At 68.2% G+C, this 13,024-nt stretch carries 10 protein-coding genes; all 10 read left to right on the forward strand.

The genetic code is table 11. The features are described 5' to 3' along the window. Positions 1-4 precede the first annotated feature (4 nt). Entirely contained in the window at positions 5-1,186 is a 1,182-nt protein-coding gene (moeZ, locus tag ACFWY5_RS32935; protein WP_379610527.1) for an adenylyltransferase/sulfurtransferase MoeZ, read from the forward strand. Positions 1,187-1,235: 49 nt separating this feature from the next. Further along, positions 1,236-1,955 carry a hypothetical protein gene (locus ACFWY5_RS32940; RefSeq protein ID WP_379610526.1) on the forward strand — a complete coding sequence of 240 codons (720 nt, stop codon included), beginning with the start codon at positions 1,236-1,238 and terminating at the stop codon, positions 1,953-1,955. 116 nt (positions 1,956-2,071) lie between these two features. Further along, complete coding sequence (locus ACFWY5_RS32945; protein WP_379610525.1) at positions 2,072-3,307, forward strand: S8 family serine peptidase; 1,236 nt, start codon at positions 2,072-2,074, stop codon at positions 3,305-3,307. Positions 3,308-3,470: 163 nt separating this feature from the next. Further along, complete coding sequence (locus ACFWY5_RS32950; protein ID WP_379610524.1) at positions 3,471-4,271, forward strand: hypothetical protein; 801 nt, start codon at positions 3,471-3,473, stop codon at positions 4,269-4,271. After that, on the forward strand, positions 4,265-5,419 hold the full coding sequence (locus ACFWY5_RS32955; RefSeq protein ID WP_379636545.1) for a S8 family serine peptidase: 1,155 nt from the start codon (positions 4,265-4,267) through the stop codon (positions 5,417-5,419). Before ACFWY5_RS32950 ends, ACFWY5_RS32955 begins: the two co-directional genes overlap by 7 nt. Before the next feature lie 22 nt (positions 5,420-5,441). Continuing rightward, a complete protein-coding gene (locus ACFWY5_RS32960) occupies positions 5,442-5,795 on the forward strand; it encodes a hypothetical protein (protein WP_379610522.1) in 354 nt (117 codons plus the stop codon). Next, positions 5,789-6,103: an MGMT family protein gene (locus ACFWY5_RS32965; RefSeq protein ID WP_379610521.1), complete on the forward strand. Its 315-nt coding sequence runs from the start codon at positions 5,789-5,791 to the stop codon at positions 6,101-6,103. Before ACFWY5_RS32960 ends, ACFWY5_RS32965 begins: the two co-directional genes overlap by 7 nt. 95 nt (positions 6,104-6,198) lie before the next feature. Beyond that, a complete protein-coding gene (locus tag ACFWY5_RS32970) occupies positions 6,199-9,021 on the forward strand; it encodes a CDP-glycerol glycerophosphotransferase family protein (RefSeq protein ID WP_379636547.1) in 2,823 nt (940 codons plus the stop codon). Positions 9,022-9,729: 708 nt separating this feature from the next. Next, positions 9,730-11,469 (forward strand): DUF262 domain-containing protein, encoded by a 1,740-nt coding sequence (locus tag ACFWY5_RS32975; RefSeq protein ID WP_379636549.1) that lies wholly within the window; start codon positions 9,730-9,732, stop codon positions 11,467-11,469. Next, on the forward strand, positions 11,456-12,691 hold the full coding sequence (locus tag ACFWY5_RS32980; protein ID WP_379636551.1) for a type II toxin-antitoxin system HipA family toxin: 1,236 nt from the start codon (positions 11,456-11,458) through the stop codon (positions 12,689-12,691). The genes ACFWY5_RS32975 and ACFWY5_RS32980 overlap by 14 nt, the downstream gene beginning before the upstream one ends. Positions 12,692-13,024: the final 333 nt, after the last annotated feature.

Below are 13,024 nucleotides of genomic sequence, written 5' to 3' on the forward strand. Positions count from 1 at the left end.
GAACGTGTCGTTGCCACCGCTGGTCGAGCCGGCCGCCGAGCTGACCGTTGACGAAGTGCGCCGCTACTCGCGCCATCTGATCATCCCCGATGTGGGCATGGCCGGGCAGAAGCGGCTGAAGAACGCCAAGGTGCTGTGTGTGGGCGCGGGCGGCCTCGGCTCGCCCGCGCTGATGTACCTCGCCGCCGCGGGCGTCGGCACGCTGGGCATCATCGACTTCGACGTCGTCGACGAGTCCAACCTGCAGCGCCAGATCATCCATGGCCAGTCCGACGTGGGCCGGCTGAAGGCCGAGAGCGCCGCCGCCACGGTCAAGGAGATCAACCCGCTGGTGGACGTCGTGATCCACAACGCGGCGCTGACCACCGAGAACGTGATGGACATCTTCTCCGGCTACGACCTCATCGTCGACGGCACGGACAACTTCGCCACGCGTTACATGGTGAACGACGCCGCGGTGCTGCTCGGCAAGCCGTACGTCTGGGGGTCGATCTACCGCTTCGACGGCCAGGCGAGCGTCTTCTGGGCCGAGCACGGCCCCTGCTACCGCTGCCTCTACCCGGAGCCCCCGCCTCCCGGCATGGTTCCCTCCTGCGCGGAGGGCGGCGTGCTGGGCGTGCTGTGCGCGTCCATCGGCTCCATCCAGGTCAACGAGGCCATCAAGCTCCTCACCGGCATCGGCGACCCGCTGGTCGGGCGGCTGATGATCTACGACGCCCTGGAGATGAAGTACCGCGACGTCAAGGTCCGCAAGGACCCCGAATGCGTCCTGTGCGGCAAGAACCCGACGGTCACCGAACTGCTCGAGGACTACGAGGCGTTCTGCGGCACGATCTCCGACGAGGCCGCGCAGGCCGCCTCCGGCTCCACGATCACCGCGGCGGAGCTCAAGGAGATGCAGGACAAGGGCGAGGACATCTTCCTCATCGACGTCCGCGAGCAGGGCGAGTACGAGATCGTCGCCATCCCCGGCGCCACGCTGATCCCCAAGGGCGAGTTCCTCAACGGCTCCGCCCTGGAGAAGCTGCCGCAGGACAAGCGGATCGTGCTCCACTGCAAGTCCGGCGCGCGCAGCGCCGAGGCGCTGGCGATCGTGAAGAACGCCGGGTTCTCGGACGCCGTGCATGTGGGTGGAGGGGTCCTGAGCTGGGTAAAGACGGTAGACCCCAGCCTGCCGACATACTGAGTCCGGCATCTGGGGATGGCATTAGGTTCCCAGCATTAAGGTCGGTGCCGTGAGCAACGCCCGCCCCTGGCCCGCCCTCGTGGTGGCCTCCGTGCTGACTCTGGTCTGCGCGGTGGCCGCCGGAGTGGCGGCCAGCGCGGCGGGCTCCGAACTGTCCAGGGGGCCGACCGCCGCCGAACTCGCTGCCGCCGCCAAGCGCGAGGTGTCCGAACGCTGGCGTACCTGGCAGGCCGGGAAGATCTTCCCCGCCACCCTCGCGTACTCCGCCGAGCAGGGCGGACAGGAACGTGCCACCAGGATCGGCATCTCCCCGCAGACCGGCTGCCGGCAGGCCGTCGACAAGAAGGCCGTCAAAGCGCTGCGCTCCCACGGCTGCCGGGCCGTGCTGCGGGCCACCTACATCGACGCGCTCCAGGGCGTGGTGGTCACCGTCGGCGTGGTCGCGCTGCCCGACGAACTGCGCGCCTCCCGGGCCAAGGCCGCCTTCCCACAGGGTGGCAAGGCGGTGCCTGGGCTGCGTCCCGTCGCCTTCCAGGGAACGGTGACCGACCGCTTCACCTCGGCCGTGCGGCAGGCGGGCTCGGTGCGGCAGGCGGGGCCGTACCTGGTGCTGACCACCTCGGGCCAGGTGGACGGGCGGCCGGCGCGCGCGGTGGGCGAGCAACGTCCGACGATCTTCGCCTTCGCCGCCGAGCTGTCCGAGCGGATCCTCGCCGACCTCAGCGAGCCGCGGATGCCCGAGTGCGGCGCCAGGGAGTGGCGGTGCTGAGCCCGTCCTCCGGCGGTACGGCCCCGCCCCTACGCGACCCGAACCCCACCACCCCCGCCCGACGCGAGCCGAACCCCCGTGAGACGGTGCGGTGTGAGACGGGTCGTGGGGGGCTGGTGGTTCGGCGGGGGGTCTTGCTGGTGGTGGCCGGGCTGCTGGTGGCGCCGCCCGCACCGGCGCTGGCCGATGACATCCGGGGCAGTCAGCAGCCGGTGATCAAGACCCTGGGGCTGCCCAAGGCGTGGCGGACCAGCAAGGGCGCCGGGGTGACGGTGGCGGTGCTGGACTCGGGGGTCGATCCCGGGCACCGCGACCTGGCCGGGTCGGTGGTGACGGGCAGGGATTTCACCGCGGGCGCCAACCCGCCGGGCGTGCCGCCGCGCAAGCTGCACGGCACCTACATGGCCTCCCTGATCGCCGGTCACGGCCATGGCCCCGGCGGCAGGAGGGGCGTCATCGGGGTGGCCCCGTCGGCCAAGGTGTTGTCGGTCAGGGTGATCCTGGAGGACGAGGAGCCGGGGTTCCGGGAGTTCAACACCGCCGAGCGCTTCGAGGACGTCGTGGCCAAGGGCATCCGCTACGCCGTCGACCAGGGCGCCGATGTGATCAACATGTCGATCTCCAAGGAACTGGCGACCAAGGAGGAGCGGGCGGCGATCCGGTACGCGATCTCCAAGAAGGTCGTGCTGGTGGCGGCGGCGGGCAACGACGGGCAGCGTAAGCCGGACGCCAACGGGTTCGCGCCGTACTCGTATCCGGCGGCCTTTCCCGGCGTGGTCTCGGTGGGGGCGACGGATCGGGGGTTGCGGCGGGCGTCGTTCTCGAACTGGAACCCATCGGTGCTGGTGGCCGCGCCGGGGGTGGACATTCTGGGCGCGGGGCCCGGCGACGAGTACTGGGTGGGCAAGGGGACGTCGCAGGCGACCGCGCTGGTCTCGGGCGTCGCCGCCCTCATTAAGGCCAAATATCCGGATATGTCGCCTGCGCTCGTTGCCCAGGCCCTCACCGCGGGCGCCACCCGGCGGCCTCCGGGCGGTTACGACACCGGCACCGGGTTCGGCGTCGTCAACGCCGCGGGCTCCCTGGACGAGGCGGCCAGGCTGGCCGGCCATACCCAGACCGCGAAAGGCGCGCAGGCCCAGGACCCGGCCCGCCCGATGGCCGGCGGCCACGCCGGGCCGATCCAGGTGATCAACCGCGACCGCCGCAGCGTCACCCTCTACGGCGCGATCGCCGCCGCGGGCACGATCGCCTCCCTCACCTCGCTCGGCATTCTGGTAGCACTGGTAAGAAGGGCACGACGCGTCATACCCCAGCAGGACGCGTCATCCCGCCCCGGCGTGGACGCATGATCTCCCCTCCTCGGGGGACGAAATAGACACAAATGAGAATCGGTTCGGAAACGAGGCGGTGGTGAGGGCACGTAGGTCGAGCTCGGGACTGCCGCGAGCCGGGGGGAGCGACACACCGCGACGGGACAACCCGCTCGGAGCCGCCACCGGCCGCCGCTCCCGCGTGCGCGCATGGCCCCCCGCGACGGGCGCCAAGGCCACAGCGGTGCGCGAGCGGGCCGAGGCCGCCGTGCTCCGGCAGGGCGTGCGCTACCGGAGCATCTTCCGCGCCCTGCTGGCCGGGATCATCGCGCTGTCGGCGGTCATCGTGCTGACCGGCACCGTCGGCCTGTTCTCCGAGACGCGAGCCCGCCCGCTCACCGTGGCCGAGCAGAACCGCTACAAGCAGGAGGAGATCGCCCGCCGCTGGCAGGCCTGGCCCGTCACGGGCGTGTTTCCCGAAGAGGTGAAGTACCTGGGCCTGGAGAAGGCCACCCAGTACGCCAGGCGCGTCGGCATCGCCCCGCAGGCCGGCTGCGACAAGGCCGTCGACCAGGCGGTGGCCGGGGTCCTGGCGGAGTTCGGGTGCGTGGCCGTGCTGCGTGCCACCTACGTCGACCAGACCTCCTCGTTCGTCATCACGGTCGGGGTCGCGGTGCTGAAGGACGAGGAGTCGCGGGCCTCGGTGACCGAGCAGCTCACGCTGGACGACCGGGTGGGGGTGCTGCCCGTGGCCTTCCCCGGCACGGTGACCGAGCGCTTCGGGGTCGAGCAGCGCCAGCGCAACGCCTGGGTGGGGGCCGGGCCGTACATCGTCTTCTCCACCGCCGGTTACGTGGACGGCCGCACGCGCGCCGCCGTACCCCCTGAGGAGATTCTGCACAGCGAGCTCTGGCCCGCCGCCAAGTCGATCGGGAACCAGATCGCCTACTTCCTCGCCGACCCGCCCGCGGTCCCGCCTTGCACGCAGGGGAACGTGTGCTGAGCGCCGTCCGCCTGCTCACGGCCGCCGCGCTCGCATTCTCGGGTATGGCGCCGCCGCCCGTCCGCACCCAGCAGGAGTGGGTCCTGGACGCGCTCAACGTCGAGCAGGCGTGGACCCTCACCAAGGGCGCCGACGTCATGGTCGCGGTCGTCGACAGCGGCGTGGACACGAAGATCAAGGAGCTGAAGGACAAGGTCACCGTCGGCCCCGACATGACCGAGCCCGCGCTCGACCGTCACCTGCCGCCGGGCCGGCACGGGACCGCCATGGCCGCGCTGATCGCCGGTTCCGGCGCCGACGGCGGGCTGGTGGGCGTGGCGCCGGAGGCGAAGATCCTGTCGCTGCCGTTGCCCGAGGAGGAGGACAGCCCGAGCTTCCTGCCGCCCACCCAGGAGCAGTCGGGCAGCCGGGAGAGCCCGCTGGCCAGGGCGATCCGCTATGCGGCCAACCACGGCGCCAAGGTGGTGAGCCTGTCGCTGGGCGCCTACGGGCCGCACAAGTCGGAGCGTGAGGCGGTGTCGTACGCGCTGGGCAAAGGCGTCGTGCTGGTCGCGGCCGTGGGCAACGACGGGCAGAGCAAGTACGCCAAGGACAACAGCACTTCCTACTGGAGTTTCCCCGCCGGGTATCCGGGCGTGATCGGCGTGGGCGCGGTGGACCGGCAGGGCCGGCGCGCGTCGTTCAGCAGCGACAACCTGTCGGTGCTGGTGGCGGCGCCGGGCGTGGAGGTGCCGGTGGTGAAGGGCCAGGGCGACTACGAGCTGTCGTCGGGCACGAGTTCGGCGACGGCGCTGGTGGCGGGGGTCGCCGCCCTGATTAAGTCGAAATATCCGCAGATGTCGCCCGCGCAGGTGTCGCAGGCCATCGCCCTGAGCGCCCGCGGCAGGCCCGCCGCCGGCTACGACGAGAAGGTCGGATTCGGCACCGTGGACGCGGCCGCCGCGCTCAACGCCGCCCAGCAGCTCTCCGTCCAGCGGCGCGAGGTCGACATGCCCTCGGGCCGGCACTTCGGCGAGGGCGAGGAGTCGCCCCAGCCGTCCCCGCCCGGCCCCGACCCGTGGCGCCTCTGGCTGTACGGCGCCGGCGTCATCCTGGCCCTCGTCACCTTCTGCGGCGCGATCATCGTGCTCAATCAGCGCAAGCGGTAAAGATCCGCTATGGTCGCGCGTCATGGGATACGAGCTACGCGTGGTTCGTGAGTCGCCACTGGCGTTCGCGGAGCTCGCGAAGGCGATCGCGCCGGCCGGATTCGAGCTGAGCGCAGCGGAGGAGATCCGCGCCAAACACGGCGGCGACGCCCATACCGTCGGTCGCTGGCGCGGCGAGATCGTCGGCGAGCCCGGCTCCGACTGGCACGTGGCGCAACTCGTCCGGCTGTCGTCCGTGCTCGGCGGCCGACTGGTCGGCGAGGACGGCGAGGTCTACGCGCTGACCGACGGCGTGGTCGAGGTGATCGCCAACGGGAACGCCGCCGAGATCGGCAAGTTCGACGAGATCGTCGCCGCGGGACCCGATTCATGGTGAACCCCTACGCCGAGCGGGTCCTCGACGTCGTCGAGCGGATCCCGCCCGGCATGGTCATGTCCTACGGCGACATCGCCGAGTATCTGGGCGAGGGCGGACCCCGCCAGGTCGGCCGGGTCATGTCCACGTGGGGTGGCGGCGTGCCCTGGTGGCGGGTGGTCCACTCCGACGGCACCGGTGCCCCTGACCACGAGGAACGCTGCCTGACGCACTGGCGAGAGGAGGGCACCCCGCTGCGCGGCGACCGTGTCGACATGCGCGAGGCCCGCTGGCACGGGGATTCAGCGGATTCTCAGGAAACCCGCTGAGCTGCGTATCCCCCCTCCGGGAGAATCCGCGGCATGTGATTCCCATTACCATGGCCTGAACAGCGACTGCGGGTCCGAAAGGCGGTGCCTTCCCAATGGCCACCGGCGTCACAGCCCAGGAGCGGCTGCGGGCTGTTCAGGACCTCTGCGACCGCGGGGAACCATTCGAGGCGATCATGGAGGCGGCACGGGCCGCCGGGCCCGATCATGCCGCCGAGATCCTCAGCGGCCCGTTGGGCGCCAGGATGGACCAGGCGATCAAACGCGGAGCCGCGCGCAGACGCGAGCTCGTCACCCTTCTGCGCCCCTATCTCGCCACCGTCGACCCCAAGGTCAAGCGCGAGCTCCCGGTGGCCCGCAGGCTTCTGTGCCACCTCATCGAACACCGCGACCTCGACGAACTCGCCGACGGCGACGTCCTCACCACCGTGGTCGCCGCGGCGGCGGAGCCGTCCAAGCGCATCCGCAAGGGTCTGCGCTGGTATGCCGACCTGCCGTTGCGCGACGAGCTGCCGCCCGCCCTCTACCGCCTGCGCCGCGCCGACCTGGTGCCGGTGACGCAGATCGACGACATCGTCTGGCGCGACGGCAAGCTGCTCGTGCGCGGCCACGCCTACCTCGCCGGGCTGTCGGTGCGCAGCCGCCGCTTCAACCGGGCCACCGTCGTCCTGCGCGGGCCGCGCTGGCTGCCGCCGGTGCGCATGCGCACTCGCCGCGTCCTCGCGCCCGAGGCCACCCACGGGGCGCGCGAGCCCGGGTGCAACTACGACTGGTCCGGCTTCACCGCCGAGCTGGGCTCCTGGCCGCTGCGCTGGCGTGGCGGGGTGCGCGGGCTCGTGTCCGCGGTACGCCGCCGGATGCGGCACCGGCCCGCCGTACGCGACGCCACGACCTGGCGCGCGGAGATCGTCTTCTGGAGCCGCGGCGCCCGCGCCACCGGCCTGCTGCGCGGCGCCGCCGTGGGCCGCACGGAGCGTCCCGCCGGGCTCCGGGTCAAGCAGGGTCTCTGGGTACGCCCCGTCTGGACCTCCGACCGGGCGCTCCAGGTCGTCCTGCAGCCCAACCGGGCCGAGCTGACCAGCGTCAACGTGGACGGCGACCGGTTGGAGCTGAAGATCTTCCTTCCCGGCCGCAGCGTGACCAAGGGCCACGCCCGGCTCGGTGGGCACCGCATGGCCGCCGACTTCACGCCGGAGGCGGGCGGCACGCTGGTGACGGTCGGGCTGGCCGTACCGGCTCTGCTGCAGGAGAAGGACGGACGGCGGCTGTGGGTCGAGCCCAAGGGCGACCCCGCGGCCTCCGTGATGCTCGGTGACGCGGCCGAGGTGCGCGCGACCGCGGACGACCGCGAGATCACCGTGCTCGCCGACCGCCGCGACCGCGTCGTCGTCTCCGCCCACCGCATCCGCCCGGTGCTCACCTCCGCGGTGTGGGAGGGCGAGCGGCTCGTGCTCCGCGGCAGCTACCCCGACGCGGCGGGCGCCCGCACGCTCACGCTGCGCCACCGTTCCGGCCTGACCTATACCGCCGCGATGGAGCGCTCCGAAGACCAGTTCACGGTACGGCTCGCGCCGGCGACCATGGACCGCTTCGGCGAGTCCGTGCCCCTGTCCTCCGGCACCTGGAACCTGTCCATGCGCCACCCGTCCGGCGAGATCGTCCCGGTGCGCATGGACCACGCCGCCCTCGGCGCCCTCGACGAGGACCCGCGCACGATCGGCGGCCACGCCTTCCGCATGGTCTCCACCCGCTTCGACGTGCCCGTGGTGATCGCCGAGGAGGCGCGCCCGGCCGACGAGAAGGGCGTCGCCGGCACCCACGTGCTGCGCCGCGTCTTCTACCCCGCGCAGCGCACCGAGCCGCTCAACGACGCCACCGTCTACGTCGCCAACGACGGCCGCCTCTACTCCGACAGCGTCCGCGCCGTCTACGAGGAACGGCTGCGGCGCGGCGACGAGCGCGAGCACATCTGGGTCGTCAAGGACGGCGCCTTCGTCCCGCCCGGTCCCGCCACGGTCGTGCGCGCGGGCAGCAGGGAGCACCACGCGGCGCTCGCCCGCTCCCGCCACATCGTGACCAACGCGTTCCTGCCCGTCTGGTTCCGCTCCCGCGAGGACCAGGTCGTGCTGCAGACCTGGCACGGCACCCCGGTCAAGCACATCGGCAACGACCAGCCCCACATGACCCGCGACCCGCGCCCGCCGGTGTGGCACCGGCAGGCGGCCGAGGTACGCGGCTGGGACGTGCTGCTGTCCCAGTCCCCCTGGGCGACGCCGGTGCTGCGCGAGGCGTTCGGCTACAAGGGCGAGGTGCTGGAAAGCGGCCTGCCGCGCAACGACGTGCTGTCCTCGCCGGAACGCGACCGGATGGCCGCGGAGATCCGCGCCCGGCTGGGGCTGGCTGAGGGCAAGCGCGTGGTGCTGTACGCGCCGACGTGGCGTGACTACGACCGCAAGAACGCGATGGTCAAGCTGGACCTGGCGAAGGCCAGGCAGGCGTTGGGGGCCGACCACGAGTTGCTGGTCAGGGGTCACCCGATGCAGGCGATGCCCGCCGTACCCGACATCGCCCACGACGTCTCCACCTATCCCGACATGACCGACCTGTTGCTGGTGGCGGACGTGTTGGTGACGGACTACTCCTCGTCGATGTTCGACTTCCTGGCGACGGGCAAGCCGATCGTGTTCTACGCGTACGACCTGGCGAAGTACGCGACGAAGCGAGGCCTGTACGTGGACCTGGAGGCACAGGCGCCGGGCCCGGTGCTGCCGACGTCGGGCGAGGTGGTCGAGGCCCTGCGCTCGATCGACACGGTGGCCGCCGAATACGCGGACCGCTACGAGACCTTCCGCGCCACCTACGCCCCAAGGGACGACGGCAAGGCGACAGCCCGAGTAGTGGACCACCTCTTCTCCTGACAGACAAGGTGGTCGCTACGCTCCCGCGTGTCTCCAGCCGAGCCGCGGCCTCGGCCCCTGAAGGACCTCGCTCCGCTCGGGCGCCTTCTTGTGCCGCTTTCGCCCGTCCTTGATCAGGGTGCCGGGGGTAGTCAGGGTTGTCCGGCGACCGTGGGTAGTGCCGTACTTCAGGACATGGGCAAGGGCTGGAGACCGGAGGCAAGGCCAGGATCGGAGTTGAGGCACGAGCTGAGATGGGTGCCGCGGGCCGACGCCGGGCCTGCCCAAAACGGCAGGTAAATGACGGTGGTGGGCGTGAGCCGCTCTGGCGGAGGTGCCGGCGTCTGTGACTACGGCCAGGTTCGGCAGGCTTCCTGACACGCGAGCGACTACTTCGACGGATTATGCGGACTGGTCAGATTCCGGTGGAATGCTCCCCATGGGCTGCCACCGAGTCGGCACTCGGAGCCGAGTCCCGGATCGAGATGAGTTCCGTTCAGACCGACCCCGAAACTGCATACGAGCTCGCCTTTCCTCCGGTCAAGTTAGTGGCCATCGTGTACACCCTGCAGGGTGCCATGCGGTAGCCGTCAACTATCCTCAACCGCATGAGGACCAGTACCTCACCAGGACTTCTCGGTGGCTCAGGCGCGCGGAAGGCCTGTCAAGTCGCAGGATGGCCGGAGAGGAGTCGGTAGGCTTGCTTCCGCATGACCGGAGGAACAAACCATGAGCGTTGGGCTCGATACCCGCCCCAGTGCCACGACGTTTCCTGTGGCGCGTCTGGTCGACCTGGCATGGCGAGGACGCATTCGCGTTGCAGAATTTCAGCGCGCCTTTCGTTGGACGCGAAAGGACGTGATTCGACTCTTTGAGAGCATCGTTCGGGGCTATCCCATAGGCTCATTGCTGCTTTGGATCAAAGAGGCGCCCGCCGGCCCTCTCAAACTGGGCGCCTTGGCTATCAATGCACCGGCATCAGATTCCGCGCTATGGGTTGTGGACGGGCAACAGCGAATCATCAGCCTGGCAAATGGGCTACATCCTGACGGGATCGCTGATTCGAGGTTCGCGCTGTCGTATGATCTGTCACGACAGAAGTTTGTTCCTCGTCCTACTGTCGATGATCCGCTGATCGTTCCTCTTCCTGTGCTGTTCGATCTCCAGCTCGTCCTCAAGTGGTTTGCAACATATCCGGAAATTTCGGAGTATTTGGATCACGCTAGCGAGATGACCGCGAGGCTACGCCAATACCAGGTCCCTGCCTATCAGGTCGAGCAGGATGATGTGGATGTCCTGCGCGACATCTTTGATCGAATGAATAGCTACGGCCGGCATCTGACCCGGGCGGAGATCTTTTCTGCGATCCACCCGTCGAAGACGAAGTCGGTCGATGATGCCTTGAGTCTGGAACTGATCGCGACTCAAGTAGACGATGAGTTTCACTTCGGTATTATCGATACCAGCACTGTTCTGCGTGCTGTTCTGGCTCGGCGCGGCGCCCAGGTGTCGCGTGAGATACGAGGCGAATTCGACGAGGACTCGAAGATAACGAGCGACTTCCCGGGCGAGAGTCGAGATGAGGCGTTTCAGCGAGGCGCCGAAGCTCTTAAAAGGGCGGTCGATTTTCTCCAGAAAGAGGCCGGCGTTCCGCATTTTAGTTTCCTGACCTATCGGTATCTTCTCGTTGTCCTCACCCGATTTTTCGCTCACTATCCAGCGCCGGGCGAGCACAACATCCGCCTTCTTCGCCGCTGGTTCTGGCGGGCTGCGATTCTGGGGCCGGGGATTTTCCGGGGAAGTGCCACCGGCGCGATGCAGGCACTTGGGCACCGAATAAAGCCCGGTGACATCGCTGGATCTCTGCAGGGGCTCTTCGGCCTTGTCAATCGCACCGAATTCATTCCGATCAATCTGAAGCGGTTCCGCACCGATGAGTCGGCTACGCGGATTCTTCTTTGCTCCTGGTGGAACCTCCGCCCCCGCTCGCCCGTGACCGGTGACGAGATCGATTCGTCGCAATTGGCGGAGAGTCTGGTCGATCAGGCGACCGCGGCCAGAGCCGTCCGTGCGATCTTTGGAGCTGGATCGGTGTCAAGAATTCTGGCCGCCAATCGTATCCTTCTGCCGACGACCTCTGAGCGCGATAGCGACTCAAGCCTGCCCCTCGATGAAGTCCTGGGTAATCAGATAGACAGTGTTCTGTCCGCTCAGCCGCTAGACTTGGACAGTCCCACTTGGAGCGCGGTGCTCAGGTCGCACTCGATCGGACCGGAAGCGGAACTCGCTCTTACTGCCGGAGATATAGACCAGTTCCTGGCACATCGTGAGCGAACCATGATTGAGGACCTGCAACGGTTCTTGGCGCGGATGTGCGAGTGGGAGCAGGAGGACACTCCTTCGCTGGACGATCTGATCATGAGCGACATCGAGGAGGAAGTGGAGGAGCGGCGGGATGACGCCCTCTGAGGTCTGTCATGGAGTCTGGCTCGGTGCTCAGAAGGTCGGCTTGTTGCGGCAGCGAGGCGACTACACCTGGTTCGAGTTCTGTGCGGACTACCTGGCCGATCCTGGCCGCCCTGTGCTGGGCTTGCATTTTGAACAGAACCTTCAGGCGAGGCGGGCGTCGGCGCTACGCCTTCCGCCCTGGTTCTCGAACCTTCTTCCAGAAGGACGCCTGCGGGAATGGGTGGCAGAAGACAGAGGTGTGTCTGTTGAGCGTGAAATGGAGCTCCTCGCTCAGGTAGGGCACGATCTTCCTGGAGCAGTTCGTGTCCTCCCCGATGAGAGCCAGGATTCTCTCCACTGGGAACTTGTCACCCATGACAACGACGCGCCTGCGCATGATGACGACCATCCGGGATGGCGATTCTCGCTGGCCGGGGTGATGTTGAAATTTTCGATGCTCAGAGAGGGGGATCGGCTGACGCTTCCAGGCTCTGGTGAGGGAGGGGACTGGATTGTCAAGCTGCCGGACAGGGTATATCCCGACGTCCCTCTCAATGAGTTTGCGATGATGAGTCTCGCCAAGGCTGCCGGCATCGAGGTGCCAGAGGTCAGGCTTGTCCATCGGGATCAGATTGAAGGGCTTCCGCCTAACGTGTGGCCTGTGCACGAGGAATGGGCGTACGCAATCCAGAGGTTCGATCGAAGCGACGATGGTGGCCGGATTCACATCGAGGATCTCGCCCAGGTTCGAGGCATCTATTCTGATCGCAAGTACGTCGGGAACTATGAAACGGTCGCCTCGCTGGTCTATCGGCGGCGCGATGTCAAGTCCCTTCAAGAGTTCGCCAGGCGCCTCGCCTTCTCCATTTTGATCTCCAATGGAGATATGCACCTGAAGAATTGGTCGCTCATCTATCGTGATCCTCGAATTCCGGTTTTGGCTCCAGCGTATGATTTTGTGGCGACCGACGTGTACCGGGATGAATTTGATCCGGAAACCTTGGGGCTGAACTTCGGGAAGACGAAGCTCTTCGATCGGATATCTGTGCGGACCTTTGCGCGGCTCCAGGAGAAGTTGTTTGTGCCAGAGGCCCAGCTCCCGGACGTCGTGGCTGAGATGGTGGAGCGCGTCGTCGATGAGTGGCCGCGCGCCGCGGACACGCTCGCGTCGAGCCCGCTGATTCTCGAGAGAGTGGCGAAGAGCATCGAAGTTCGTAGCAAATCCCTCCTGCACTCGCGTTGATCGGGCCTGTTTCGCCTGTCTGGTCTTGGCTTCGATCGACCGCAAGAGCAGCCCGCCTCGGCGTAGCTGTTCCGTGCCACGATCGCCCGGCGGAGCGGAAGCCCCTGAAGGTCGCGGGTCGCGGCGCGCTTGGCGTGGGCGTACACCCCAGCGGGTGGGTCCGGCTGGCAGGACCTGCGCGATCGTGGCGCGGCCTCGGCCCCTGTAAGGGTCTCGCTTTTCGATCCAGTGCCGAAGCCAAGGGTGCGCGGGTGGGCCGGACCTAGACAGGGAGCGTGTTGAGGTGGGGTGGTTTGGGGGTTAGGGTGTGCCTTTGTGACTGCCGGGTCGGCC

The sequence above is a fragment of the Nonomuraea sp. NPDC059007 genome (assembly GCF_042740555.1).
In the GTDB taxonomy this organism is placed as follows: Bacteria; Actinomycetota; Actinomycetes; order Streptosporangiales; family Streptosporangiaceae; genus Nonomuraea.

Excerpts from the sequence above, each read along its gene's own strand:
- ACFWY5_RS32960 (WP_379610522.1), top strand. The coding sequence starts at position 5,442 with ATGGGATACGAGCTACGCGTGGTTCGTGAGTCGCCACTGGCGTTCGCG.
- ACFWY5_RS32965 (WP_379610521.1), top strand. The coding sequence starts at position 5,789 with ATGGTGAACCCCTACGCCGAGCGGGTCCTCGACGTCGTCGAGCGGATC.
- ACFWY5_RS32970 (WP_379636547.1), top strand. The coding sequence starts at position 6,199 with ATGGCCACCGGCGTCACAGCCCAGGAGCGGCTGCGGGCTGTTCAGGAC.
- ACFWY5_RS32975 (WP_379636549.1), top strand. The coding sequence starts at position 9,730 with ATGAGCGTTGGGCTCGATACCCGCCCCAGTGCCACGACGTTTCCTGTG.
- ACFWY5_RS32980 (WP_379636551.1), top strand. The coding sequence starts at position 11,456 with ATGACGCCCTCTGAGGTCTGTCATGGAGTCTGGCTCGGTGCTCAGAAG.